Here is a 24,066-nt window from a genome sequence, read left to right as displayed (position 1 = left end):
CGGCCGCATTTCGGCATGCCCATTTCCGCCCGCACGCCCTCGTCCGCCTGATCCGCCGAACGACTGAACAACGGGCCGCGAGGTCGCGGTCCGGATTGTCTCCGACCCGTACCGGTTAGCCATGCAAGGAAGTCATGAGCGGCGGCCGGGCCACGGGCCCCGGAGGGAGTTCGGTGCAGGTGTTCACCGCCCTTGACCGGCGGCTTCCCCTCGCCGAGGGAGCCAAGGCTCTGCTCCGCAAGGCATTCCCCGACCACTGGTCCTTCCTGCTCGGGGAAATCGCGCTCTACAGCTTTGTCGTGCTGGTGATCACCGGCACCTATCTGACGCTGTTCTTCGACCCGAGCATGGCGGAAACCGTCTACCACGGCCGGCACCTTCCGCTGGACGGCACGCGGATGTCGCATGCGTACGCCTCCACCCTCGACATCAGTTTCGAGGTGCGCGGCGGGCTGCTCATCCGGCAGATTCATCACTGGGCGTCCCTGGTCTTCCTGGCCGCGATCGGCACCCATCTGTTCCGGGTCTTTTTCACCGGGGCCTTCCGGCGGCCGCGCGAGCTGAACTGGATGGTCGGCGTCACGCTTTTCATGCTGGCGATGCTGGAGGGCTTCGCCGGTTACTCCCTCCCGGACGATTCGCTCTCCGGGACCGGTCTGCGCACCGCCAATGCCATCGTGACCTCCATTCCCCTCGTCGGCAGCTATCTCAATTTCTTCCTCTGGGACGGGTCGTATCCCGGAACGGCCATCATTCCGCGCCTTTACGTGCTGCACATCCTGCTCATCCCGGGAATCATCATCGCGCTGGTCAGCCTGCACCTGTTGCTCGTGGTGGTCCTGAAACACACGCACTGGAACAAGCCCGGCCACACCAACAGGAACGTCGTCGGACAGCCGATGGTGCCGCACTTCACCGTGAAAACCACAGGCTACTTCCTGCTGATTTTCGGCGTACTGACCTTCCTCGGCGCGCTGGCGCAAATCAATCCGGTCTGGGCTTACGGTCCGTACCGCCCGGATCAGGTGTCCACCGGCGTTCAGCCCGACTGGTACGTGGGATTCCTGGAGGGCGGCCTGCGGCTCATGCCGCCTTTCGAGACGAACCTCTGGGGCCACACGGTCATGTGGAACGTCTTCATTCCCACACTCGTGCTCCCGGGCCTGCTTTTCACCTCGCTGTACGTCTATCCCTTCTTCGAGCGCTGGGTCACCGGGGACCGCGCCGAGCACCATCTGTGCGACCGGCCGCGGAACCGCCCCACCCGTACGGCGCTCGGCGTGGCCGCGCTCGTCTTCTATGCCGTACTGCTGCTGGCAGGCGGCAACGACGTCATCGCCTACTCCTTCCGGATCTCGGTCGACGCGCTCACGTGGGTGCTGCGGATCGCCCTCGTCCTCGGCCCGGTCGTCGCCTTCTGGCTCACCAAGCGGCTCTGCCTCGCCCTGCAGGCGGCGGACCGGGAGCTGCTGACGGAGGGCGAGGAGACCGGCGAGGTGACCCAGAGCGTCTACGGGGCGCTGGGCGAGGGGCACACCGGTATCTCCGCCGAGCGGAAGTACGTCATCCTCGTCCGCGACGTACCCGAGCCGCTGCCCCGCCCGGCGGCCGGGCTCACCTCACGCGGGCAGCGGCTGCGGATCGCGCTGAACGGCTGGTACTACCGCGATCATGTGCCGCTGCCGGCCGACCCGGAGCAGCGCCGCGAGATCACCGAGCGCACCGCGAGCCCGGACCGCGAGCCGGCGAAGGCGCCGGACACCGCTCAGTAAGACGTCGTTTCTTATGGCGTGATCGTTCGTTGATTCGTGCATGACGGATCTTGTGAAGCGCCTGGTGCCGGACGAGTTGTGGGTGCTGGACGTAGACCGCCGGGCCGTCGCCGATGCCGGCCTCCAGCTGCCAGTCCGCCGCGGGCAGCCGCGTCTCCAGTCGGCGTTGCCGTTCCCGCTATCGAGCACCCCCCGGCCACGCCGCGCCGGATAGAACTCAAGTTAGACGCGGGTCCAGGCCGAGCTGTTCCGGGAGGCCGAGGTGGTCGCGCAGCGTCGCGCCCTCGTAGTCGTCGGGGCGTAGGCCGCGCTGACGCAGGACAGGTACGACCTGGTCCACGAAGGCGTCCATCCCGTCGTGCAGGTCATCGATGACGACGGAGAAGCCATCGGCGGCACCTGCCTCCATCCATTCCTGCAGCGTGTCGGCGATCTGTTCGGCGGTTCCGACCAGGGAGGGAGCTTGGTCGAGCACCCCGTGGCCGAGGATTTCGTGGGGTGTCCGCCCTTGGCGAGCGAGCTCGAGGGCGTGGACTGCTTGAGCAGCTCCAGGATGGGGGCGCAGGGCCGCGACCTGGGCGCTGGTGAGTGGCTTGTCACGATCGGCTGGGTCCAGGCGCAGTCCGAGGATGGCCGACAGGTGAGCCAAGCGCTTCTCGATCCCAGCAGCTTCCTCCAGCACCATGCGCCGCTCGACAGCCTCCTGCAGGGTGGTGCCGACGGTGAGGGCGAAGAAGGAGAGGAACTTCACCTCGTCCGCTTCCCGGCCGGCTTCCACAGTCATCGATCGCATCATGTCGCGTTGGGCCTTGGCCTCTTCCATGGAGGAGGGGTGGGCGATGATGCCGTTGGCGTACATGCTGGCGGCCTGCACACCGAGACCGCTGGCGAAAGGCATGAAGATCACCGGTTGCCCCTGCTCGGACGGCGGGATCTGCAGTGGCCCACGTGATCCGACGTGACGACCCTGCATATTGATGGGGCGGATGTGTGAGGTGTCAGCGAACCGTCCGGTGGCCTTGTCGGGGGTGCCCGCGGCTCTGCCCCAGCTTCCCCACAGCGCCTGAGTGATCTGGATGGCCTCATTGAAGCGTTCGTACTTCTCTGTACGCGACGGAACGGGGCGTCCGTAGTTGGCGAAGGCCTCCGGTTCGTAGCTGGGGATGGCCTGCCAGCCGGCGCGACCATGACTCATCACGTCCAGCGCCCTGAGTTGTCGGGCAAGTGTGTACGGCTCGACGAAAGAGGTCGACAACGTGGTGACCAGGCCGATTCGTCGTGTGGCGGGGGCAATCGCAGCCAGTGTCATGGTCGGCTCCATCGTCACGATGGGCGGTCGCGACTCGAGGTCCCCCCAGATGAAGACCCGGTCGGGGAAGAAGAGGTAGTCCAGTCCGCCGCGTTCGGCGGTCTGAGCGGCGCGCACGAAGGCCGTCACGTCGGTGTAGGCATTCGGATCAGCCGCCGGCATCCGCCACGCTCCTGGGTGGTTGCCGTGCATCTCTCCCAGTACCGCTCCGAGCAGGAACGAGCTCTTACTCATAACAGTCATGTCCTTACGTCGTAGGTGATCGACCCGGGCGGGTCGCGACGGTGAACGTGCGAGCGGCAAGTTCGCCGCCTTGCGGAAGATGCGCCCGCTTGACTGCAGCGGCGACAAGGACGCGAGTGCTGCCGCCGGCTACGCCGCACGAGGATTCCGTGCAGTCCGTCTGAGGATCGGCGAGGGCTCACTGCCCCATCGGTGCCGCCGCCGCTGCGGCGGCCTTTCATGTGCATGTGGTCGGCGACAACCTCGGGCGAATATCGCCGTAGCCGAGGGGATCGACCTGGGGCGCGAGCCACCCGTATGCGCTGCCGCCCAGGCCGTTGGAGACGATGGCAGCCAAGCGCATCTGCTTGCGGGGCACCGGTCTACTTCCGTTCGTGGTGGAGTGCGCCGACGTGGCGGTCGTGATACGTCAGCGGAGCGGCATCGTCGTCGCGTCGGTGGTCGACGACCTCGAACAGGACCAGTTCGTGGTCGCCCGCCGGGATGTGCCGGTAGGGCCGGACGATCAGCGTGGCCGCCGCCCGGGGCAGGGTGCGCGCCTGGGCGGTGGCGCGGTCCAGGGCGATGCCGTCGAGCCGGGCGGGCCCCGACCTGCGCAGCTGTGGCACCAGGGCCGCATGGGGCTCGCCCAGGATCGTGATGCCCAGTTCCTGCGCCTGCCGTAGCTGTGGCCAGGTGGTCGAGGTGTGGGTGAACGCCAGGGAGACCAGCGGCGGGTCGAGGGAAACGCTGGTGAAGGAGTTGGCAAGCATGGCTTCGTCGTGGCCGTCCACCTCGGCGGCGATCAGTGCCAGTCCGGTGGGGTAGGCGGCGAAGGTGTGACGTACGTCGGCGAGCGGTGGGGTCTGCATCGAGCTTCTCTTCTGGTGCGCGCTGGAATACATGAAGCGGACCGTGCGGCACGGTTCGAGGACGCGGTGCCGCTTCTGTCTTCTGTGCGGCCCCGGCCGGCAAGAGGGCCGGGGCAGCGGCCGGCCCGGCGTGGGGCCGCCGGAGACGTCGCCGGTCGCCGGGCGTGCGTCTGCCGGTGGAGGGGCTACTGCTGGTCGAGGACGCCGGGGGTGTCGTGCAGGACGACGCTCTCGTGCAGCGGGACGCGGCCCATGCCGATGTTGTGCATCGGGGAGGTGCGGTCGTCGGTGCCGAAGGAGATGCCGAACAGCAGCTTGAGGTCCTCGGGCACGCCCAGGGTCTGGCGGACGGTGTCGGCGTACATGCCCAGGATGGTCTGGGGGATGCCGCGGTATCCGCGGGCGGTCAGGGAGAGCAGGAAGTTCTGGGCGTACATGCCGAGGTCGCCGGCCGTCCGTACGCCGTCGCCGAGCATCGGCATGAACAGCAGGGCGACATGGGGGGCGTCGTAGAAGCGCAGGTTCTCGCGGATCACTTCCTTCCTGCCCTCATGGTCCGCGCGCGCTATGCCCCGGGTTCCGTAGAGCTTCGCGCCGTGCTGGAAGGACCGTTCGAGGTGGATGCCCTGGCCGTAGTCGGCGGTGAAATCGAGGGAGGGCCGGTCCTCCTCGTAGGCCTTGAGCAGTTCCTTGCTCAGGGCGTCCCGCGCCGCGCCGGAGACGACGTGCACCGTCCACGGCTGGGTGTTGCTGTTGGAGGGGGCGGTCTGCGCGTCCTCCAGCACACCGCGGATGTCCGCGGCGGGCAGCGGGGTGGGCTGGAACTGCCGGGGGGAGTACCTGGCACGCGCGAGGTCGGTGAAGAACGAAGCCTTGGGGGTGGACAAAACATTCCTTTCGAGGGTGTTCACTTGCCCTGGTCGCGGCCTTGCCGCACGGCTGCGGAGTGCAGCGCCAGGGCCTGGGCCGGGGGTCAGTGGTGGAGGGAGCGGTTGAGCTCGACTGCCTCGTCCGGCGCGGGCACGGTGGGGAGAGCGGCGGGACGCTTCATCTGCCGGTCGCGGTTGTGCGAGGCCTCGTCCCGGCCGGCCGCTGCGAGGGCCGGTGCCAGGTCCTTCAGGATCGGCTCGGTGCAGTAGGCGGGCGTCATCGGCTGCCGGCGCCAGGAGTCGGCCGGCACGCCGGTGTCATAGGCGTCGAGGCCGCTGTCGTCCACCAGGCGCATGCCCGGCCGTCGTGCTTTCTCGCAGTCGGCGGCGACCGGGAGCGCGCGATGCGGCCCCGGGGGCCGGCGTCGTCCCGATCACCCCTTTTCCGATAATGGTAAGTTTCATGCTTTGTCCCTCCAGGGGGTGCGCCGTGTCACGGAGGCAGAGCGGTGAGGTGTGACAACCGTTGCGGGCACACCCGCAGAGGCGGCCAGGACGTTCCCGGCGAGGGCGAGTGGTTGGCAGAAGTCCGCCGGCGGGACCGGGCCGGTGGTCTACTCCGCGTCGTCGGGCTGGCGGTATCCGTTTTCGACGAGCCCGCGCAACCGCCCGAGCGACTCTGCGTCGGTGGCGTCGGTGCCCATCAGCCAGGCGACGGAGGACGCCGCGAGAAACAGATCGAAGCCCGTCACCGAGGGGCGTACCTGCCCCGCGCGCTGTGCGGCCCGCACGTACTCATCGGTGGTGGCGATGAGGTGGTCGCAGGGAAGGGTGAGCGGATTGCCCGGCTCCTGCGCCCTGGCGGCGGCGATGAGCGGTTCCGGCAGCCCGTTGAAGGCGCTGAAGTACTCCTCGACGGCCCGCAGCCACTGCCGCAACGCCTCGCCGGCATCGCCGAGCCGGGCGATTTCTTCCCGGCGGGCGACCAGCTCTTCCGAGCGCGTCTGCAGCACGGCCGCCAGCAGCGCCTCCCGGGTGGGGAAGTGCCGGTACAGCGTGCCGGGCCCGACGCCCGCCTCCTTGGCCACCGCCTCCAGGGACGTGCCGACCCCGTACTTCAGGAAGTGGCGCTGCGCCGCTTCGAGAAGGGCCGCCCGGTTACGCCGAACGTCCGCACGAGGCCTGCGGCCCGGACCCTCCACGCTCATACACTTCTCCCTGACCGCTGCGGTCCCTAGGCTCATACAAAACGGATGCTTCCTCCGTATGCATCAACATTAAAACGGAGGCAGCATCCGGTCAACCCGGTGCCTGGACCACGCAACAGCAAGCGGCCCAGGGCGACGTCCCGTGGACATGCCTGGCCGACCCGGAGAGCCACGATGATTCGTGTCGGTGAGAAGCAGCAACACGTGATGGTGAGCTTCAGGAGCGAGCGAGCACGCTCAGCCGCCGGAGTCTCGGCAGGTTGCAGCAACTCCGCGGAGCCGCTGGCCTTATGGCTCGGTTCACGTCCTTGTAGGTGTGAGTTCGGGTTAAGACCTCGTGCTTATGGCTGGCAGAGCGGCACGAGAGCCTCCCGGCATGAGTTACGACCTTGCTGTCTGGGAAGGCGAGAGGCTGGCGGACGACAAGACCGCCGCCCGGGTCTTCAGTGACCTGTACGACCGCTACATCGACGGCGAGATGGAGCCTCCGTCCGCACGCATCGCGGCCTACGTGGCCGCGCTGCTTGAGCGGTGGTGCGACCTCTCCGAGGACGAGGAGGACACCTCGCCCTGGTCGACCGGGCCGTTGATCGGCGAGGCCAGTGGTCCGCTGATCTACTTTCCCATGCGCTGGAGCATGGCCGAGGAGGCGTCCGCCTACGCTGCAGCCGTGGCGGAGTCCATGGGGCTGGTCTGCTTCGACGTGCAGCAGAACCGGCTCAGGCCGTGAGGAGAGGAGCCAGACGGCGGTAGCCGATGAGGGCTGCGGCTATGGCGACGAAGGCGAGGAAGTGTTCGGCTTTGCGTTCGTAGCGGCGGTGGAGCCTTCGGCTGCCGGCCAGCCAGGACACAGTTCTCTCGACCACCCAGCGGTGTCGGCCCAGCCGTTGAGAGGACTCGACGCCCTTGCGGGCGATGCGGGGGCGGATGCCGCGCTTGCGGCGCCAGCGACGCAGATGGTCGTAGTCGTAGCCCTTGTCCGCGTGCAGTTTCGCCGGGCGTCGGCGCCGGGGACCGCGGCGGGACCGGACAAGCGGGAGGCCACGCACGAGCGGCTCCAGACCTTGACTGTCGTGCATGTTCGCGCCGGAGATGCCCAGGGACAGTGGCAGTCCGTTCCGGTCACAGATCAGGTGGATCTTCGACCCCGGCTTCCCACGGTCGGTCGGATTCGGTCCCGTCAACGGCCCCCTTTTTCGGCCCGCAGACTGACCGAGTCGATCGCGCACCGCGACCAGTCCAGCTCCCCCCGCGCTCCGAGTTCGTCAAGGATCACCCGGTAGAGCCGGGCCCAGACTCGGTCCCGGCTCCACTGGGCGAACCTGCGGTAGACCGTGGGCCAGGCGGGACCGAACACCGGTGGGACCTGCCGCCACGTACAGCCCGAGGCCGCCACGAAGATGATTGCGGCCAGGGCTTCGCGGTCTCCCGCCCGGCGTCGGCCACCGCCCTGCGGACGTATCACCTCAGTCGGTGGCACCACCCTCCTGAACAGCACCCACAACTCGTCCGGCACCAGGCGCTTCACAAGATCCGTCATGCACGAATCAACGAACGATCACGCCATAAGAAACGAGGTCCAAGACCTGTCAGCGGTCGTTGAACTCGAAGACCATCCCGAAGGCGCCCGCGATCAGAACGCCGAAGCCGATGAGGAAGAGCCACAGCCCGAAGACGATGCCCAGGCCGGCGACCGCGGCGCCCAGCGCGGTCAGCGCCGGATAGCCGCTCTTGGGCGGGAAGAAGTCCAGCCGGCCCGCCCGGTCCATGATCTCCGCCCGCCGGTCGTCCTCCGGCCGCGCTCCCCTGCGCCGGTGGTTCATCGCGCAGAAGAAGGACACCACCGCGGCCATCATGCAGGACACGGTCAGCGCCGCCACGCCCGCCGGCTCCGGGCCGGAGGACAGCGCGTAGCCGAGTCCGACGACGAAGAAGAACCCCGCGACCCCGCCGAAAAGGTATGCCTCGGCCTTCATCGGCTCTGCTCTCCGTGGGTGTCGGGGGTCGGCTCCACCGACCCGTGCGCTCCGGAGGTCAGCCGGTACGCCTCGGGGTGGTGCAGGTCGAAGGCGGGCGAGTCCGAGCGGACGCGGGGCAGCGCATGGAAGTTGTGCCGGGGCGGCGGGCAGGAGGTGGCCCATTCCAGCGACCGGCCCCAGCCCCAGGGGTCGTCCACGCCGACCTTCGCCGCGTACTTGGTGGTCCGCCAGACGTTGTACAGGAACGGCAGCGTGGACAGCCCGAGGAGGAAGGAACCGAGGGAGGAGACGGTGTTGAGGGCGGTGAAGCCGTCGGCCGCGAGGTAGTCGGCGTACCGCCGGGGCATGCCGTTGGACCCCAGCCAGTGCTGGACGAGGAAGGTGAGCTGGAAGCCGACGAAGAGCGTCCAGAAGTGGATCTTCCCCAGCCGTTCGTCGAGCATCCGGCCGGTCAGCTTGGGCCACCAGAAGTAGAAGCCGCCGAACATCGCGAAGACCACCGTCCCGAACAGGACGTAGTGCAGATGGGCGACGATGAAGTACGAGTCGGTGACGTGGAAGTCCAGCGGCGGGGAGGCGATCAGGACCCCGCTCAGCCCGCCGAGCAGGAAGGTCACCAGGAAGCCGCCGGCCCACAGCATCGGCGTCTCGAAGGACAGCGAGCCCCGCCACATCGTGCCGATCCAGTTGAAGAACTTCACGCCGGTGGGCGCGGCGATCAGGAAGGACATCAGCGAGAAGAACGGCAGCAGCACCATGCCGGTGGCGAACATGTGGTGCGCCCAGACCACGGCCGAGAGCATCGTGATGGCGATGGTCGCGCCGACCATGCCGACGTAGCCGAAGACCGGTTTGCGGCTGAAGACCGGCACGATCTCGGTGATCACGCCGAAGAACGGCAGCGCCACGATGTAGACCTCGGGGTGCCCGAAGAACCAGAACAGGTGCTGCCACAGGATCGACCCGCCGAACGCCGCGTCGAAGACGTGCGCCCCGAATTTGCGGTCCGCGAGCAGCGCGAAGAGCGCGGCGGTGAGGACCGGGAAGGCCAGCAGGGCGAGGATCGAGGTGAAGAGGATGTTCCAGGTGAAGATCGGCATCCGGAACATCGTCATGCCGGGCGCCCGCAGGGTCATGATGGTCGCGACGAAGTTCACCGAGCCCAGCGTCGTACTGAGCCCGGACAGGATCAGCCCCATCGCCCACAGGTCGCCGCCCTCCCCCGGCGTGCGGACGGGCCCGTTGAGCGGCGCGTACGCGAACCAGCCGAAGGACGCCGCGCCCTGCGGGGTCAGGAAGCCGGCGACGACCATCAGGCCGCCGAAGAGGAACAGCCAGTACGTCAGCGCGTTCAGCCGGGGGAAGGCGACATCCGGGGCGCCGATCTGCAGCGGCATGACGGCGTTGGCGAAGCCGGCGAACATCGGCGTCGCGAAGAGCAGCATCATGATCGTGCCGTGGATGGTGAACAGCTGGTTGTACTGCTCCGCCGTGACCAGCTGCAGTCCGGGGCGGGCCAGTTCGGTCCGCATCAGCATGGCCAGCAACCCCGCGAACAGGAAGAACGCGAAGGCGGTCACCAGGTAGAGATTGCCGATCACCTTGTGGTCGGTGGTGGTCAGCCAGCCGCGGATCCGGCTGCCGGTCTCGATCCGGCGCCTCGCGGCGGCTGCCGCACGCGCCTGCCGCTCAACGTGGACCACCGATAGCCTCCGTCCGACCGGTCCGACATCCGCCAGCCTGACATCACCGGCGGCGTTTCCCGCGGTCCGCACCGCCCTGCGGCCGGCCGCCACCCGTAAGGAGCACCCGCGGTTCGGCTCCCGGTCGGGTCATCGGCACCCCTTGGTCACGTAATGATCGCGAGACGGGGTTTCGCTGCATGCGCGGACGCCGCGAGAATTACCTCGCGCACCATGCGCCACTCTTGCCCCCCACTTGATAAGAGGACATCCGCCCATGCCGCATCTGGACCGCCGCCGCTTCCTGCAACTCGCCGGAGGCACCGCGGCCTTCACCGCGCTCTCGGGCAGCATCGCCCGCGCCGCCGCGATCCCGGCCCAGCACCGCTCCGGCACCATCGACGACGTCGAACACATCGTCGTACTGATGCAGGAGAACCGGTCCTTCGACCACTACTTCGGCTCGCTCCGCGGCGTACGCGGCTTCGGCGACCCGCGCCCGGTGAACCTGGCGAGCGGCAAGTCGGTCTGGCACCAGCCGGACGGCACGAAGGAAGTCCTGCCGTTCCGCCCGGAGGCCGACAACCTCGGCCTGCAGTTCATCCAGGACCTCAACCACGACTGGGCCGGCAGCCACAAGGCCTGGAACGACGGCAAGTACGACCAGTGGATACCCGCCAAGTCGGCGACGACCATGGCGTATCTGACGCGCGAGGACATTCCGTTCCACTACGCGCTCGCCGACACCTTCACCATCTGCGACGCCTACCACTGCTCGCTGATCGGCTCCACCGACCCCAACCGCTACTACATGTGGACCGGGTACACCGGCAACGACGGCAGCGGCGGCGGCCCGGTGCTCGGCAACGAGGAGGCCGGGTACAGCTGGACCACCTACCCCGAGCGGCTGGAGAAGGCCGGCGTCTCCTGGAAGATCTACCAGGACATCGGCGACGGGCTCGACGCGGACGGCAAGTGGGGCTGGATCGACGACGCGTACCGGGGCACGTACGGCGACAACTCGCTGCTGTACTTCGACCAGTACCGCAACGCCAAGCCCGGCGACCCGCTGTACGACAAGGCGCGCACCGGCACGAACGTCAAGCAGGGCGACGGGCTGTTCGACCGGCTGAAGGCCGACGTCAAGGGCGGCAAGCTGCCCAAGATCTCCTGGATCGTGGCCCCCGAGGCGTTCACCGAGCACCCCAACTGGCCTGCGAATTACGGCGCTTGGTACGTCTCGCAGGTCCTGGACGCGCTCACCTCCGACCCGGAGGTGTGGAGCAAGACCGCCCTCTTCCTCACCTACGACGAGAACGACGGCTTCTTCGACCACGTCGTGCCGCCGTACCCGCCGTCCTCCGACTCCCAGGGCCGCTCCACCGTGGACGTCGGCCCGGACCTCTACAAGGGCGGCAAGGGCTATGCGGCGGGCCCGTACGGGCTGGGCCAGCGGGTGCCGATGCTGGTCCTCTCGCCCTGGAGCAAGGGCGGTTACGTCTGCTCCGAGACCTTCGACCACACCTCCGTCATCCGCTTCATGGAGCGCCGCTTCGGCGTCCACGAGCCGAACATCTCGCCCTGGCGGCGCGCCATCTGCGGCGACCTGACCTCGGCCTTCGACTTCGCGAAGCCGGACACCGCGGCCGTCTCCCTCCCGGACACCGAGGGCTACCGCCCGCCGGACGGCGACCGGCACGACGACTACGTCCCCAAGCCCCCGGCCAACCCCTCCCTCCCCCGCCAGGAGAAGGGCTCCCGCCCGTCCCGCGCGCTGCCCTACGCCCCGCACGTCGACGGCAAGGCCGACCCGGCAGCCGGGAAGTACACGCTCACCCTCGGCGGCGGCGACAAGACGGGCGCGGCCTTCTACGTGACCGCGGGGAACCGCGGCGACGGCCCCTGGACGTACACCGCCGCGGCCGGCAAGCCGGTCACCGACACCTGGAACACCGCCTACTCCAAGGGCGTCTACGACCTCTCGGTCTTCGGCCCGAACGGCTTCCTGCGCGTCTTCAAGGGGCCGGGCAGGACCGCGGGCCCGGAGGTGACGGCCCGCCACGACGGCACCACCGGCAATGTGAAGCTGACGTTCACCAACGCCGGCCGCTCCGACGTGGACCTCACGCTGGCCAACGCCTACGGCGGTCCCGACGAGACCTTCCGGGTGCGGGCCGGTGCCACGGTCACCCACACCGTCGACCTGCGTCCCAGTAAGCGCTGGTACGACCTGACGGTGACCTCCGAGGCCGACGCGGCGTTCCTGCGCCGCTTCGCCGGCCATGTCGAGACCGGCGAGGCGGGCGTGAGCGACCCGGCGATCCACACGGTCTGACGGCCTGACCGAGACGCGGCGGTGGCGCTAGTGCCAAAGGGACTGCGCCACCGCCGCGCCCACGAACGCGGCGCCGAGGCCCGCCACCACGCTCGCCGCCGCGTTGGCCACGGCGAAGAAGCGCGCGCCGCCCTCGGCCAGCCGCAGCGTCTCGTACGAGAACGTCGAGTACGTGGTCAGCGCGCCGCACAGGCCGGTACCGAGCAGCAGCTGTACTTGAGAGGAGACGGCGCCGGCGGTGACCGCGCCGGTCAGCAGGCCCAGTACCAGGCAGCCGACGACGTTGACGGTGAACGTGCCCCAGGGGAACACCGTGTCGTGGCGGGACTGGACGGCCCGGTCGGTGAGGTAGCGCAGCGGGGCACCGACCATCGCCCCGGCGATCACGAGCAGCCAGTTCACCGCGTACGGCCCCCTTCTCCGCGCCGGCCGCCCCGGAGGACGCGGCGGGTGCCGGTCGCGGCGGCCCACACCGCGGCCAGCGCGGTGAGCAGGGTCAGCGCCAGGTACGCCAGGCCGGTGGCGGCCGCTCCGTTCCGGAGCAGGCGCTGGATGTCCACGGCGTACGTGGAGAAGGTCGTGAAGCCGCCGAGCACGCCGGTGCCGAGGAAGGGCCGGACGAGGTAGTGCGGTGACCGGGCCCCGCCGAGCACGGCCATGAGGACGCCGATGAGAGCGCAGCCGAGCACATTGACGGCGAGTGTCGTCCACGGGAAGGCGCCGGGCGGCGTGGGCCACAGGAGCGAGGCGCCGTAGCGCGCCGCGGCCCCGACGCCGCCGCCGAGTGCGATGGCAGCGACGACGGGTCTTTGGCGTTCCGGCCGTGCGGCGGGCGGCGGGGGGTGGTGCAGATCGACATCGGAGTCGACCGGTTCGTTCAGCATGGAGGGGTGGGCCTCTGACACGTGCGCGCTCTCAAACGTCCGTCCGCCACGGGTGTGGCGGACGGACGTGACTGTAGAGGAGGGGAAGCCGCCCTACTGCATCGGGAAGATGTCCCCGCTGCCCATGCTCGACTCCTGCTCCGCCTGGCTCTCCAGCTTGCGGGCCTTCTCCTCGAGCCGCTTGCGGTCCTGCGGGTCGTTGGTCCGTTCGGCGGCCTGGGACAGCTCCTTGGCCTTCTCCCGCATCTGCCGGATCCGGCCGCCGACCTCACCGTCCATGCCCATGATCACTCCTTGCGCGTCCGAGACACCACGTCCGAGACACCCGTCCCAGTAGTCGGGCGGGCCCTCCCAGCGAACCAGCTCTCCGCGCCGTCCGCATCCGGAGGGCCGGCCACATCCCGGCGGCGTCAGCCCGGCCAGGTCCCGGTCATGCGCCGCGTGGCGGTGGCGCCGCTGCGGTCCATGGCGGCCTTGACGACGGCGAAGATGGCGCCCTGCAGCGCCGCTGCCAGCAGCACTTCCTTCCAGGTGCGGTCCTCGTCTCTGGCGTTCGGGGTGTCCTCCTCGTGCCCGATCCGCTTCCACGCCTGCTTGAACAGCGCCCCGGCGATCATGCCGCTGACGGCGCCCAGCGCGATCCCGACGGGCGTGTACGCGATCTTCGCTGCGTTCATCGGCTCCTCCTGCCACGGGTGCTGCAACGGGCGGCCCCCTGGAGGCGACGAACGCTCTGCGCGGCCTTGCCGCCCTGCTGACGCCGGCGCACCTGCAGCCAGACGAGGACCGCGGCGGCGGCCACGACCAGCGCCGGGAGGGGCCCCTTCTGCGCCGCGTGGGCGGTGCTGTCCTGGAGCCGGGCCCGCGAGTGGCCGACGGCGTCCTGCACCTTGGCCCTGGCGTCCTCGGCCGTCTCCTGTGCCTTCGCCTTGGCGTCGCCGGCCTTCTCCTTGGCGCGCGCCTTCACGTCCGCCTTGGCGGCCAGCTCCTCGACGGTCCGGCCCAGCTCCTCGCGGGTGTGCTCCACCCGCTCCCGCAGCTGCTCCGGGGTGGGGGAATCGGACGCATGCCTGTTCTTGGGTTCAGCGGTCATGGTGGGCCTTCTCCTTCACCTCGGCGACATCGGCCTTGACGCCGGCGATCGCCTGCTCGGGCGTCGGCGGGGTCGCCTTGGCGATCTCCTTCTTGCCGACCAGCGCCAGGATTCCGGCGAGCGCGAGCAGCGCGCCGGTGATGATCAGGGCCGATGCCCAGACCGGCAGTACCAGCGCGAGGGCGGCGATCACGGCGACCACCAGGGCTTCCAGCCCGAGGAAGCCGAGCATGCCGGCGCCGCCGAACAGCCCGCCGCCGAGCCCGAACCGCTTGCCCTTGCGCGTCATCTCCGCCTGCGCCAGCTGCAGTTCCTCGCGTACCAGCTGCGAGACCTGCTGCGAGGCGCGGGAGACCAGCTCGCCCACCGACTCCTCGGTGTGCTGCGGCCGCTGCGCCGTGGCCGGATACGTGGGCGGCGTGCCGCGTGCCGCCGTCCGCTCCCCGGCGGACCGCGTCGTCCCGGAAGTGCTCGTCACCGTTTTCTCAGCAGTACTCATCACCGATCATCTGCCTTTCCGTGGCCGCGTCCGGTGCGGATCACGCTTCGTCGGGGGTCTCGGCCCGCCGGCGTTCCTCCTCGCTCCACTTCGTCGTGTCGCGCGGCTCCACGTACGGCTCCTCGTGGTCGGGATGGCCACCGGCCGCCGCCCGTTCACGCGCCAGTTCGGCGTCGAATTCCAGGCCGAGCAGGATGGCCAGATTGGTGATCCACAGCCAGACGAGAAAGACGATCACGCCGGCGAGGGTCCCGTACGTCTTGTTGTAGGAGGCGAAGTTCCCCACGTACACCGCGAAGCCGGCGGAGGCGAGCAGCCAGATGACCAGGGCCAGGAAGCTGCCCGGGGTCACCCACCGTATGCCGCGGCCCTTGGCGTTGGGCGCGCCCCAGTAAAGGAACGCGATCATGGTCGTGACCAGGATCACGAGGACCGGCCACTTGGCGATCGCCCAGACCGTCAGCGCGGTGTCGCCGACGCCCAGCGCCGAGCCCACCTGCTGCGCGAGCCCGCCCGTGAACACCACGATGAGCGCGCTGACGACGGCCAGCAACATGAGCACCGCCGTCAGGGCGAGCCGCAGCGGCAGCACTTTCCATATCGGGCGGCCCTCGGCGACGTCGTAGACGACGTTGGAGCTGCGGATGAACGCCGCGACGTACCCCGAGGCGGTCCACAGGGCGACCAGCAGGCCGACGACCGCCACCAGCGAGCCGATGCCCGCGTTGCCCTGCAGCTGCTCCACGGCGTTGATGAGCACCTGCCGGACGGAACCGGGCGCCAGCTGCTGAATGGTGTCCATCGTCTGCCGGACGGCCGACTCGCCCGCGATGCCCAGCAGGGAGACCAGGACGAGCATCGCCGGGAACAGCGAGAGCACGCCGTAGTACGTCAGCGCCGCCGCCCGGTCGGCCAGCTCGTCGTCCTTGAATTCCTTGACCGTGCCGCGCAGCACGGCCCACCAGGATTTCTTCGGCAGTTCGGTCGGCTCGTCGGGCGCCTTGCGCGAGGCCGGTTCCGGGCGCGAGGCCGGTTCCGCACCTGCTTCCTGCCGCGCCTCCGGTATCCGGGCCGTCGGTTCCCCGGAGCCCGCACCGGCGCGGCGAGCGGGGCCCTCCCGGCCCCCCGGTCGCGTTGTCCGTGCCATACGTCGTGGGTTACCGCCCGCCCCGAACCGAAACGGATTCCGCGCCGCGGTCTACGCACCGGGTATTTCACCGGCAAACGGCCTGGGGCGGGCGGGAAAGCGCTGCTCAGCCGACCTGCTGCCCGGTGGCGGGCCGTGCCGCGGCCGCTACCGTGAAAGTGGCCTTCGCCGTGGCCCCGTTCACCGTGACGGCCAGTGTGGCCGTGCCCGCGCGCAGGGCGGTGAGCCGCCCCGTCGCCGGGTCGTAGGCCGCCACATGGCGCCGCTTGGCATCGGACGGATCACCGAGGTACAGGTTCGGCGAGCCGGTCCAGTCCGCGCTGAGCGGGAAGCCGACCGGTACGCGGCGCGCGCCCGGCCCCTCGCCCTGCAGCACGGTCGCCCGTACCGCGTCGGAACTCCCCACGGGCAGCTGGGCCGGAGCGGTGAGCGTGAGGCCGTCCACGTGGGCGCGTGTCTGGACGGAGACCCAGTCCGGGCCGCCCTCCCACGGCCGGGCCCGGTTCCGTTCCCGGTCCTCCTCCGGCACCCGGTCCACGCCGACCATCGACCAGCCCGTGAACCCGCCTTCGCCGGCCGGTGCCGCGGGCGTCTTCCCCGAGTTGCCGTTGATCAGGTACGGCACGCCGTCCACGTGCGAGGCGGCGAAGACCCCGACGTGGGAGCCGATGAGCGCCGCGCCCTTGCCGGTCGTGCGCCGGAAGTCGGCGAGCCAGTTCTCCAGCAGTGCCGCCTCCTTGCGGTCGCCGAGCTGACTTCCCTGCTGCGGGGTGGGGTCACGCGGCGGTACGTGTTCGATGACCATGACCGAGCCGATACGGGGATCGCGCGCCGCCCGGTCGAGCTGTGCGCGCAACTCCTTGATCTGCGCGAACCCGCCGCCGCGCAGCCGGAGGCCGGAGGTGTCCAGGGTGACGAAGCGGGTCCCGCGGTGGTCGAAGGTCCGCTGCGCCGCGCCGAATTCGGCGGTGAAGTTGGCGATGCTGCCGCCCATCACCTCGTGGTTGCCCGGCACGTAGTACCAGGGCAGCGCGTCGCCCAGCTCCTCCTCCAGGATCTTGCGGGCGAACCGCAGGTCCTCGGGCGAGCCCTCGTCGACCAGGTCGCCGTTGATGACCAGGAAGTCGGGGCGGGCGGCCTTGATCTCCCGCAGGGTGCGCCGCGCCTGGGCGACGATCGGACTGTCCGGGGCGCGGGCCACGAATTGCGCGTCGGACATCACCGCGAACCGCCAGTCCCGGCCCTCGGTCTCCGCGGCCGGGTCGATGAGCGGGTCCGGCCCGGCGGGCTCGGCCGGCAGCTCTACGGACGGCGGGACCTGCGCGGTGAGATCGTCGAGGGCGATCTCACCGGTGTACTGGCGGTCGGCGCCGGTCTCCGCGAGGTAGAAGCGGTGCACTTGCAGCGGGTGGGCGACGCCCGCCGGTACCGCGAAGTCGACATGTCGCCATCCGGTCCAGGTGACGTACGGGCCGCGCAGCAGGACGTCCGAGCCCGCCGCGTCCTTGAGATGGAGGGTCGGCCAGGCGCCGCGCCCATCGCCCTTGATCCAGAGCCCGAAGGACTGCGCCTGCCCGTCGACGGCGATCCGCTGCGGCGGCGTGGCGTACGCGGCGCGGGTGGCGGTCGACTTGGTGAAGTCGTACGTCATCTTCAGGCCGGTGCCGGTGTGCCCGTCCGGGGTGGCGGCGAGCGAACCGGCGGCGCGGGCCTGGCTGAACTTCCAGTCGGCGGCGTCGTCGAAGGACGCCAGCAACTTCTCCGTCAGGCCGACGGTGACCGCCAGTACCGTACTGCGGCCCGCGACGGTGGCCTTGACCTGCCCGGCGACCCGCGCGCCACGCGCCTTCACGGTGAACGTCCCGGTCTTGGCATCCGGCGTGATGGCGAAGAGGGACCGGTCGTAATCGAGCGTGACATCGGCGGGCTCGACGGGCGCGCTGCTGCCGTGCGCGTCCAGCCCCACCAGCCCGAAGTGCCCGGTGGCGCGCTCGTCGGCGAGCCCGACCGTCCGGGTGGTCGACACGACCCGGTCGAGATCGTCCAGGACGGTCAGCCGGACACTGCCGCGCGCCGCACCGCGCTGTGCGGTGACCTCGGTACTGCCACTCCGCCCGGCCGTGAAGACACCGTCCGCACTCACCTCGCCGACGTGGGAGCCGGACGACCGCCACCGCGGCGCGCCCTGCGCCGGGCCGTACGTCTCGTCGTGTCCGGCGGCCGTCAGACGGCGCGTCAGCCCGGGGAAGACCCGCTCCGGGTGCCCGCCCCGTACGGGGTCCACGCCCGGCGCGCCGCCGGGGTCCATGGCGGTCTCCACCCAGAAGCCGGTCAGCTCGCCGCTGCCGTCGGGCGCGGTGAAGGCCAGGCCGTTGGGCACCGTGCGCTCGCTGCCGTCGGACGGGCTGTTCTCCACCTGTACCGTGTCGCTGCCCGGCTCCCGGGCGACCAGCGAGGAGGAGCCGCCGCCGTCGAGGTTGAGAGCACTGTAGGAGCCGGCCCGCTGCATCATGAGGCCGAGTTCGGTGAGGGTGACGCCGCCGCTGTCGGCCTGCCGGCCGTCGACGGTCATGATCTGCATGGTGCGGCCGTCCTTGGAGAAGCCGACGGCGGTACGCGGCGCCGCGGTGTTGTTGCCCTCGCCCTCGTGGCCGACCGGCTGCCCGTCGACGACGAGGAGTTCGCGGCCGCCGACGGCAGTGCGCGGCACCGGTCCGCTGTCCGTGCGCGGCCGGTACTCCATGCCGACCGGGTCGCCGACCGCGAGCCCGGCGAGCCGGTCCGCGCCCTGGTCACGGCCGATCAGTACGGTACTGCCGGCCGGAATCGGGCCCTTGCCGGGCTCGGCGCGCACGGCGGTGACCCTGCCGTCGGCCACGGTCACCTCGACAGCGCGCCGCGCGCCGTCCACGGTGAGCGCGCGGTCCGCCTCGCCCCACCGGTCGGTGTAGGCGCCGATGCCGTCGGCCGGGACGTTGGCGGCGTTGAGGGCGCCGAGCGGGTGGGTGCCGTCCGGGAGGGTCAGGGTGCCGTCGAAGTAGAGCTGGAGGACGCGGCCGGCGTCCGCCGGGCCGATGCCGACGGCGCGATGGCTACCGGCGGCGGGCGAATGCGTCGGGCGGCCGTCGGCGATGCCGGGGCCGAGCGGGGCGCCGGTCTGGTTGATGTCGAAGAAGTCGCCGTTGATCGCGGCGACGGTACGGCGTCCGGGCCCGGCGTCGTGCGCGGCGGCGAGTTGCGACACCGACGCGCGCGCGGCGACCTTTCCGGGCGACAGATAGTCGGCCGTGGCGCCCGCGGTCAGATCGACGGAGAGCGAGTCGACGCGGAGCCATTTGTCGGACTCCAGCCGGTCGTACGACGACAGCCGGACGCCGGGGGCGACGGGCCGGGCGGTGCGGGCGGTCTCCAGCCCGTCGCCGTCGGCGACGGACGTGGGCGAGGGGGCTCCGGTCGCGGCCGGTGGCGCGATGGGCCGGAGCATTTCGGCGGAAGTACGGGGCAGCGGTTCGGGCGGCGCAGCGGCGACGGCCGGGACGGCGGCGCCCAGCAGCAGCGCGGAGACTGCTGCGAGCACCGCCGCGGGTCTCACGGACACAACAGGGAGCACGGCAACTCCTGTGGACGGACGGCACGTGCGCTCTGCACGCACTCAACCGCCCAGCATCCCGGTGCGGCTGACGCCCCACCAGAGGCCCGGCTTCAGCAGCCCGCTCCCGCGCGCTCTTACCGACTCTCAGACGCCGACGTGGGGTTGGGCCGGGCCGAGGAAGTGCACGGCGGTCCGGTCGGCGTGCGGGGTGAGCAGGGTCTGGAGTTCGTCCGCCGCGGTCTTCAGGAGGTGGCCGTCGCGGGTGGCGTGGAGGGTTTCGAGGGCGAAGGCGACATGGGTCGAATCCTCGGTGACGCGAGTGCGGTGGGCGTCGCGGTGGTTCCAGTGGCGGGTCAGGACGCCGGTGGTGTCGGCGTAGATGATCTCGCCGGGCTTGGGGGTCTCCACGGTGTCGGGCTCGCCGAGCGGGGTGAAGGACTCGCTGCCTTCCGCGTACCGGATCTCGACGTCACCGGTGACCTGACCGAGGTCGAAGGCGCCGGCGGGCAGCCCGTGGCGCACGGAGACGGCGTTGTAGGAGTCGACGGCCGGGTTGATGCGCGGCAGGGTGCCCTTCTTGGCCATGCGGCGGCCGAGTGCGTCGACGCTGGGGCGGATGCGGCGCGGGTTGGTACCGAAGGAGCGGTAGGCGGTGTGCCACGCCTCGATACGGGGGTCGGTCTCGTCGGCGGGCTGCCAGGCACCGTCGGCGAGCTGCTGCTCCAGGTCCCCCAGGGCGGCGGTGGTCTCGGGCCAGGGCTCGTGCCCGCGCAGTCCGGCGGCGGTGACCAGGGCGATGAGCGTGTCGGGGAAGGCGTCGGCGACGGCGGGGGCGATGCGGAAGGCGGGCATGGGCGGGATTCTGCTTCCTGTGCAAGTGCGGATGCGGGTGCGGGCGGTCAGGGCTTCCAGGGACCGATGCGGTCCAGGCGGCGCAGCTGCTGGCGCGCGGTGGGTACGTCCAGGCCCCGGCCGCGCTCGCTCAGCCGGTCCGCGACGGCGGCGCGCTGCTCGACGGGCTTGTGGTCGTCGTACTTGAACTTGGCCCGCACGTCGGTGACTTCGAGGCGCAGCCCGCGGATGCCGGGCAGCATCCGGCCGTACGGCGGCTGGTCGACGGCGACCGGGCCGTGATCACCGTCGGGCTGGAAGTGGGCGAGCTGACGGCGCAGCAGTTCCGCCTTGGCTTCCGGGTCGTCGATGATGTGCGCGCGGCAGGCGAACTGAACGGCCGCGTAGTAGCTGGTGGGCACGCCGTCGGTGGGCGGAACGTCGGGCTTGGCGCGCCAGGGGCCGGGGATGAAGGCGTAATCGCCGATGACGGTGAAGGTGACGTTCGGGTCCTGCTCGATCGCCTGCCAGACCGGGTTGGGCCGGGCGAGGTGGATCAGCAGGTGGTTGCCGTCGGTGGTGAAGTGGGTGGGGACGACGGCGGGCGGCCGGCCGGGCAGGCCGTTGACGCTCAGCTGACCGAAGTCATGGCCTTCGGCGATCCAGGACTGCCATTCGGCATCGTCCAGCGTGGCGTCCCAGGGCTGGATGAACATGCGGTTCTCCTTGGCGGCGGTGCTGCGGTACGGCGGTACGGCGGTTCAGGTCAGGGCGAGGAGGCTGACGGCCACGGCGGCGGTGCCGAGGCCGACGAGCTGGCCGCGGTGGATGCGTTCCGCGAGGACACCACGCGCGAGCAGGACCGTACCGGCCGGGTACAGGGCGGTGATCACGGCGACGACGGTGAGGTCGCCGCTGCGGGCGGCGAGCAGGAACAGCAGGTTCGCCACCGAGTCCAGCACACCGGCGGCGGCCGAGATCGCGTACGCGGGCTTCTCCGTGCCGAGCCTGCGGTACATCACTCCCGCCGCGGCCAGGGTGACCGCCGAGGAGACCGCCCGGCCCACGATCAGCGGACCCACCCCGCTGTCGGAAGGCGCCTGGTGCAGAAAGACCAGCTGAAGGGCGATGGCGGCGCCCGCGCCGAAGGCCAGTAGCAGCGCCGTACGGGAAGGCCGCACGGAACCGGCGCCGTGCCCGGCGCTGACCAGGACGACCGCGACGAGCGCGAGCGGCAGGCCGATCAGCCCGGCGAGCGCCAGCTGCTCGCCCTGCAGCAGTCCCACACCCACCGGGAGCGCGGCGGAGACCAGCGCGGTCACCGGCGACAGCACGTTCATCGGGCCGATCGCCAGAGTCTTGTACAGCAGCGCGAACGCGGTGGCCGAGGCGACACCGGAGGCGGCGCCCCAGCCGAGGGTGGCGGCGTCGAACGAGGCGCCGAGCACCGGCCACAGCAGCAGTTCGACCGCGAGCGAGGCCGGCGCCGCGACCGTCACGGTACGCAGCACATGCGCCTTGCGGGCGCCGAGACCGCCGAGGAAGTCGGCGCATCCGTACGCGAGGGAGCTGCCCAAGGCCAGCAGTAGAGCAATCACAGTGCCATCCCTTACTATCAATGGAACGACTGAACCGTACAACGGACCGACCGCCGCGTGTCAACCAAACGACCGCGCGGTGCATTGCAGTGGTCCACCGGCCAGGATGGTGATCGGATGGCAGAGACCGAGGCAGCCCTGCGGACGCTCGCACACAACGTCCGGGCGGCCCGCACCCGCGCGGGCCTGTCGCTGGACGAGCTCAGCCGGCGCGCCCAGGTCAGCAAGGGCGCCCTGGTAGCACTGGAGAAAGCCCAGGGAAACCCGAACTTCGCCACCCTCGTGCGGCTGGCCGACACCCTCGGCGTCTCGGTCTCCGCCCTGATGGAGGGCCGGACCGAAGGACGTGTACGCGTCGTGTCCGCCGACACGCTGACCCCGCTGTGGACCGGCCCGCACGGCGGCGAGGCCCGCCTCATGCTGACCACCTCGGGACCGGCCCCGGTCGAGGTCTGGCGCTGGAAGCTGGAGCCGGGCGAGGAGTACCCGAGCCACCCGCACCAGGCCGGCGTCGTGGAGACCGTCAGCGTCACCTCCGGCCGCATGACACTGATCGTCGACGGCACCGAGCACCCCGTCGAAGCGGGCCGGACCGCCACCTTCGACGGCGACACCGCCCACACCTACCGCGGCGCGGGCACCGACACCTGTCACCTGATCATGACGGTCCACCTCCCGCCCGGCCCCGCCCCCGCGTAGGCGTACGCGCCTCTTCGATCGGGCAACGCGACGTGCCTATGTTGGACCCCATGAAGATCTACATCACCAGCGTCTTCGTCGACGACCAGGAGAAGGCGCTGCGTTTCTATACCGAGACGCTGGGCTTCGTGAAGAAGCACGACATCCCGCTGGGCGGCGAGGCCCGCTGGCTGACCGTGGTCTCGCCGGAAGACCCCGAGGGGACCGAGCTGCTGCTGGAGCCCTCCGGCCACCCCGCGGTGCCGCCGTACAAGACGGCACTGGTCAAGGACGGCATCCCGGCCACCTCCTTCGCCGTGGACGACGTACAGGCGGAGTTCGACCGGCTGCGCGGACTCGGGGTGCGGTTCACCCAGGAGCCGCTGGACATGGGCGAGGTCACCACCGCGGTCCTGGACGACACCTGCGGCAACCTGATCCAGATCGTGCGCACCAAGTAAGAACGCTCAACTCCCGAGCAGCGACCTCGCCGTGGCGTGATCCGTGATGAGGACGTCGACGAGGCCGCCGCGCAGGGCGCCCCGGATGGCGTCGCGCTTGCGGCGGCCGCCGGCGATGCCCACCGTCCGTGGTACCGCGCGGAGTTGATCGGCGGTGATGCCCACCACCCGGTCGTCCAGCGGGGAGTTCATGGGGGTGCCGTGGGCGTCGTAGAAGTGCAGGCATACGTCGCCCACGGCACCCTGCCGCTCCAAGGTCTTCAACTCCGCGGGCGAGTAGGCGTTGCCGCTCTGCGCGAGGGTGCTGGAGGGTTCCACCTCACCGATGCCCACGAGCGCGAGGGTGAGGTGGTCCAGGAGCTCCAACGTCGAGGCGGTGAAGGGGTCTTCGCGCAGGGCGCGGGCACTCTCGGCGGAGCCCGCGAGACCCGGCGCCGTGAGGTACACCGCTTCGCCGCGTACGAGATCGGCGAGGCGCCCCGTAAGACGTGAGGCGTGCCCGGACGCGGCGGGGTCGCCGACGCCGCCGACCGCCTGGACGATACGGATGTCACGCAGACCCGGCACGGGCTGCATGGCGTCGACCGTGGCCAGCAGCGTGGCACTCCAGGACGACAGGCCGACCACATCGCCCGAGCGCAGGGTGGTTTCGAGGTAGTACGCGGCGGCCGAGCCGAGGTCCGCCATGAGGCTCTTCTCGTCCTCGGGATCGGTGTCCACGACGAGGGCGAGCTTGACGCCGTACTGCCGCTGCAGCGCGTCTTCGAGGTCCGGGTTGGTGCCGGGCGCGGGCGCGACGGTGATGCGCACGATGCCCTGCTGCTGGGCCTTCTTGAGCAGGCGCGAGACCTTCGCCTGGGACAGGTCCAGCCGGGCCGCGATCTCGGGCTGCCGGACGCCCTCCGTGTAGTACATGCGCGCTACACGGGTCATCACTCGCAGCTCTTCGCGAGAACTCATCGGCCTTCCTTTCCCCCAGCGCCGCCCAGCGGGCGCTGATCGACTACGGCAACGGTACGGGAGTCACCTCGCCAC

General features: G+C 70.4%; 25 protein-coding genes. 5 read left to right on the top strand and 20 right to left on the bottom strand.

Annotated features, from left to right (window positions below; translation table 11 throughout):
* Positions 1-134: 134 nt before the first annotated feature.
* Positions 135-1,772 (top strand): ubiquinol-cytochrome c reductase cytochrome b subunit, encoded by a 1,638-nt coding sequence (locus AB0I82_RS21795; RefSeq protein WP_363258968.1) that lies wholly within the window; start codon positions 135-137, stop codon positions 1,770-1,772.
* 217 nt (positions 1,773-1,989) lie between these two features.
* Here the strand turns inward: AB0I82_RS21795 and AB0I82_RS21790 are convergent, their stop codons facing one another.
* From AB0I82_RS21790 to AB0I82_RS21770, 5 genes are all read right to left on the bottom strand, one after another.
* Positions 1,990-3,315, bottom strand: coding sequence for an NtaA/DmoA family FMN-dependent monooxygenase (locus AB0I82_RS21790; RefSeq protein ID WP_363258966.1), 1,326 nt, complete (start codon positions 3,313-3,315; stop codon positions 1,990-1,992).
* Positions 3,316-3,686: 371 nt separating this feature from the next.
* The gene (locus tag AB0I82_RS21785) at positions 3,687-4,175 is read right to left on the bottom strand and encodes a flavin reductase family protein (protein WP_363258964.1); all 489 of its coding nucleotides are present in this window, start codon (positions 4,173-4,175) and stop codon (positions 3,687-3,689) included.
* 185 nt (positions 4,176-4,360) lie between these two features.
* Positions 4,361-5,062, bottom strand: coding sequence for a nitroreductase (locus AB0I82_RS21780; protein WP_363258962.1), 702 nt, complete (start codon positions 5,060-5,062; stop codon positions 4,361-4,363).
* Positions 5,063-5,148: 86 nt separating this feature from the next.
* Positions 5,149-5,400, bottom strand: a complete 252-nt coding sequence (locus tag AB0I82_RS21775) for a hypothetical protein (RefSeq protein WP_363258961.1) — start codon at positions 5,398-5,400, stop codon at positions 5,149-5,151.
* Positions 5,401-5,658: 258 nt separating this feature from the next.
* On the bottom strand, positions 5,659-6,252 hold the full coding sequence (locus AB0I82_RS21770; protein WP_363258959.1) for a TetR/AcrR family transcriptional regulator: 594 nt from the start codon (positions 6,250-6,252) through the stop codon (positions 5,659-5,661).
* A gap of 376 nt (positions 6,253-6,628) precedes the next feature.
* Here AB0I82_RS21770 and AB0I82_RS21765 point away from each other — a divergent pair, with 376 nt between their 5' ends.
* Entirely contained in the window at positions 6,629-6,982 is a 354-nt protein-coding gene (locus tag AB0I82_RS21765; protein ID WP_363258958.1) for a hypothetical protein, read from the top strand.
* Here the strand turns inward: AB0I82_RS21765 and AB0I82_RS21760 are convergent.
* The 3 genes from AB0I82_RS21760 to ctaD form a co-directional block, all read right to left on the bottom strand.
* Positions 6,972-7,792 (bottom strand): IS5 family transposase gene (locus AB0I82_RS21760; protein WP_363258957.1). Its coding sequence is split into 2 segments (ribosomal slippage): positions 6,972-7,442 and positions 7,445-7,792, totalling 819 coding nucleotides; the frame shifts between segments, so codons are not numbered across the junction. The genes AB0I82_RS21765 and AB0I82_RS21760 overlap by 11 nt on opposite strands.
* Before the next feature lie 49 nt (positions 7,793-7,841).
* Positions 7,842-8,228: a cytochrome c oxidase subunit 4 gene (locus tag AB0I82_RS21755; protein WP_363258956.1), complete on the bottom strand. Its 387-nt coding sequence runs from the start codon at positions 8,226-8,228 to the stop codon at positions 7,842-7,844.
* The gene (ctaD, locus tag AB0I82_RS21750) at positions 8,225-9,883 is read right to left on the bottom strand and encodes a cytochrome c oxidase subunit I (RefSeq protein WP_363259093.1); all 1,659 of its coding nucleotides are present in this window, start codon (positions 9,881-9,883) and stop codon (positions 8,225-8,227) included. The genes AB0I82_RS21755 and ctaD overlap by 4 nt, the downstream gene beginning before the upstream one ends.
* Before the next feature lie 307 nt (positions 9,884-10,190).
* Here ctaD and AB0I82_RS21745 point away from each other — a divergent pair, with 307 nt between their 5' ends.
* Positions 10,191-12,248 (top strand): phosphocholine-specific phospholipase C, encoded by a 2,058-nt coding sequence (locus tag AB0I82_RS21745; protein ID WP_363258955.1) that lies wholly within the window; start codon positions 10,191-10,193, stop codon positions 12,246-12,248.
* Between the two features lie 27 nt (positions 12,249-12,275).
* On the opposite strand, the gene crcB is transcribed toward AB0I82_RS21745, so the two are convergent.
* The 11 genes from crcB to AB0I82_RS21690 all read right to left on the bottom strand — a co-directional run bounded on the left by crcB (position 12,276) and on the right by AB0I82_RS21690 (position 21,892).
* Positions 12,276-12,650 carry a fluoride efflux transporter CrcB gene (crcB, locus tag AB0I82_RS21740; RefSeq protein WP_363258954.1) on the bottom strand — a complete coding sequence of 125 codons (375 nt, stop codon included), beginning with the start codon at positions 12,648-12,650 and terminating at the stop codon, positions 12,276-12,278.
* A complete protein-coding gene (locus AB0I82_RS21735) occupies positions 12,647-13,132 on the bottom strand; it encodes a CrcB family protein (RefSeq protein ID WP_363258953.1) in 486 nt (161 codons plus the stop codon). Before AB0I82_RS21735 ends, crcB begins: the two co-directional genes overlap by 4 nt.
* 93 nt (positions 13,133-13,225) lie before the next feature.
* Complete coding sequence (locus tag AB0I82_RS21730) at positions 13,226-13,417, bottom strand: DUF6381 family protein (protein WP_363258952.1); 192 nt, start codon at positions 13,415-13,417, stop codon at positions 13,226-13,228.
* A gap of 125 nt (positions 13,418-13,542) precedes the next feature.
* On the bottom strand, positions 13,543-13,809 hold the full coding sequence (locus AB0I82_RS21725; RefSeq protein WP_363258951.1) for a DUF4235 domain-containing protein: 267 nt from the start codon (positions 13,807-13,809) through the stop codon (positions 13,543-13,545).
* The gene (locus tag AB0I82_RS21720; RefSeq protein ID WP_363258950.1) at positions 13,806-14,225 is read right to left on the bottom strand and encodes a DUF3618 domain-containing protein; all 420 of its coding nucleotides are present in this window, start codon (positions 14,223-14,225) and stop codon (positions 13,806-13,808) included. The genes AB0I82_RS21725 and AB0I82_RS21720 overlap by 4 nt, the downstream gene beginning before the upstream one ends.
* Positions 14,215-14,592, bottom strand: a complete 378-nt coding sequence (locus AB0I82_RS21715) for a phage holin family protein (RefSeq protein WP_363259092.1) — start codon at positions 14,590-14,592, stop codon at positions 14,215-14,217. The genes AB0I82_RS21720 and AB0I82_RS21715 overlap by 11 nt, the downstream gene beginning before the upstream one ends.
* Positions 14,593-14,764: 172 nt before the next feature.
* A complete protein-coding gene (locus AB0I82_RS21710; RefSeq protein WP_363258949.1) occupies positions 14,765-15,871 on the bottom strand; it encodes a YihY/virulence factor BrkB family protein in 1,107 nt (368 codons plus the stop codon).
* Between the two features lie 106 nt (positions 15,872-15,977).
* Positions 15,978-19,448, bottom strand: coding sequence for a phosphodiester glycosidase family protein (locus AB0I82_RS21705; protein WP_363258948.1), 3,471 nt, complete (start codon positions 19,446-19,448; stop codon positions 15,978-15,980).
* Between the two features lie 159 nt (positions 19,449-19,607).
* Complete coding sequence (locus AB0I82_RS21700; protein ID WP_363258947.1) at positions 19,608-20,315, bottom strand: phenylalanine--tRNA ligase beta subunit-related protein; 708 nt, start codon at positions 20,313-20,315, stop codon at positions 19,608-19,610.
* 47 nt (positions 20,316-20,362) lie between these two features.
* Positions 20,363-21,010 (bottom strand): FMN-binding negative transcriptional regulator, encoded by a 648-nt coding sequence (locus tag AB0I82_RS21695; RefSeq protein WP_363258946.1) that lies wholly within the window; start codon positions 21,008-21,010, stop codon positions 20,363-20,365.
* 45 nt (positions 21,011-21,055) lie between these two features.
* Entirely contained in the window at positions 21,056-21,892 is an 837-nt protein-coding gene (locus AB0I82_RS21690; protein ID WP_363258945.1) for a DMT family transporter, read from the bottom strand.
* Positions 21,893-22,009: 117 nt separating this feature from the next.
* Between AB0I82_RS21690 and AB0I82_RS21685 the strand changes: the two genes are divergently transcribed.
* Together AB0I82_RS21685 and AB0I82_RS21680 are read left to right on the top strand one after the other, a co-directional pair.
* The gene (locus AB0I82_RS21685; protein ID WP_363258944.1) at positions 22,010-22,591 is read left to right on the top strand and encodes an XRE family transcriptional regulator; all 582 of its coding nucleotides are present in this window, start codon (positions 22,010-22,012) and stop codon (positions 22,589-22,591) included.
* A 50-nt stretch (positions 22,592-22,641) separates the two neighbouring features.
* Positions 22,642-23,031 (top strand): VOC family protein, encoded by a 390-nt coding sequence (locus tag AB0I82_RS21680; RefSeq protein WP_363258943.1) that lies wholly within the window; start codon positions 22,642-22,644, stop codon positions 23,029-23,031.
* Between the two features lie 6 nt (positions 23,032-23,037).
* Here the strand turns inward: AB0I82_RS21680 and AB0I82_RS21675 are convergent, their stop codons facing one another.
* Entirely contained in the window at positions 23,038-23,991 is a 954-nt protein-coding gene (locus AB0I82_RS21675; RefSeq protein ID WP_363258942.1) for a sugar-binding transcriptional regulator, read from the bottom strand.
* Positions 23,992-24,066 lie beyond the last annotated feature (75 nt).

It is taken from the genome of Streptomyces sp. NPDC050315 (genome assembly GCF_040655775.1).
Taxonomy (GTDB): domain Bacteria; phylum Actinomycetota; class Actinomycetes; order Streptomycetales; family Streptomycetaceae; genus Streptomyces.
Note: the sequence above shows the minus strand (reverse complement) of the source record. Positions and strands in the feature narration are given on the sequence as shown.

Coding starts and splice junctions, on each gene's coding strand:
- AB0I82_RS21790 (WP_363258966.1), bottom strand. CDS start 3,315: ATGAGTAAGAGCTCGTTCCTGCTCGGAGCGGTACTGGGAGAGATGCAC.
- AB0I82_RS21755 (WP_363258956.1), bottom strand. CDS start 8,228: ATGAAGGCCGAGGCATACCTTTTCGGCGGGGTCGCGGGGTTCTTCTTC.
- AB0I82_RS21730 (WP_363258952.1), bottom strand. CDS start 13,417: ATGGGCATGGACGGTGAGGTCGGCGGCCGGATCCGGCAGATGCGGGAG.
- AB0I82_RS21795 (WP_363258968.1), top strand. CDS start 135: ATGAGCGGCGGCCGGGCCACGGGCCCCGGAGGGAGTTCGGTGCAGGTG.
- AB0I82_RS21675 (WP_363258942.1), bottom strand. CDS start 23,991: ATGAGTTCTCGCGAAGAGCTGCGAGTGATGACCCGTGTAGCGCGCATG.
- AB0I82_RS21710 (WP_363258949.1), bottom strand. CDS start 15,871: ATGGCACGGACAACGCGACCGGGGGGCCGGGAGGGCCCCGCTCGCCGC.
- AB0I82_RS21775 (WP_363258961.1), bottom strand. CDS start 5,400: ATGCGCCTGGTGGACGACAGCGGCCTCGACGCCTATGACACCGGCGTG.
- AB0I82_RS21785 (WP_363258964.1), bottom strand. CDS start 4,175: ATGCAGACCCCACCGCTCGCCGACGTACGTCACACCTTCGCCGCCTAC.
- AB0I82_RS21685 (WP_363258944.1), top strand. CDS start 22,010: ATGGCAGAGACCGAGGCAGCCCTGCGGACGCTCGCACACAACGTCCGG.
- AB0I82_RS21745 (WP_363258955.1), top strand. CDS start 10,191: ATGCCGCATCTGGACCGCCGCCGCTTCCTGCAACTCGCCGGAGGCACC.
- AB0I82_RS21735 (WP_363258953.1), bottom strand. CDS start 13,132: ATGCTGAACGAACCGGTCGACTCCGATGTCGATCTGCACCACCCCCCG.
- AB0I82_RS21770 (WP_363258959.1), bottom strand. CDS start 6,252: ATGAGCGTGGAGGGTCCGGGCCGCAGGCCTCGTGCGGACGTTCGGCGT.
- AB0I82_RS21725 (WP_363258951.1), bottom strand. CDS start 13,809: ATGAACGCAGCGAAGATCGCGTACACGCCCGTCGGGATCGCGCTGGGC.
- AB0I82_RS21700 (WP_363258947.1), bottom strand. CDS start 20,315: ATGCCCGCCTTCCGCATCGCCCCCGCCGTCGCCGACGCCTTCCCCGAC.
- AB0I82_RS21765 (WP_363258958.1), top strand. CDS start 6,629: ATGAGTTACGACCTTGCTGTCTGGGAAGGCGAGAGGCTGGCGGACGAC.
- AB0I82_RS21695 (WP_363258946.1), bottom strand. CDS start 21,010: ATGTTCATCCAGCCCTGGGACGCCACGCTGGACGATGCCGAATGGCAG.
- AB0I82_RS21720 (WP_363258950.1), bottom strand. CDS start 14,225: ATGACCGCTGAACCCAAGAACAGGCATGCGTCCGATTCCCCCACCCCG.
- AB0I82_RS21680 (WP_363258943.1), top strand. CDS start 22,642: ATGAAGATCTACATCACCAGCGTCTTCGTCGACGACCAGGAGAAGGCG.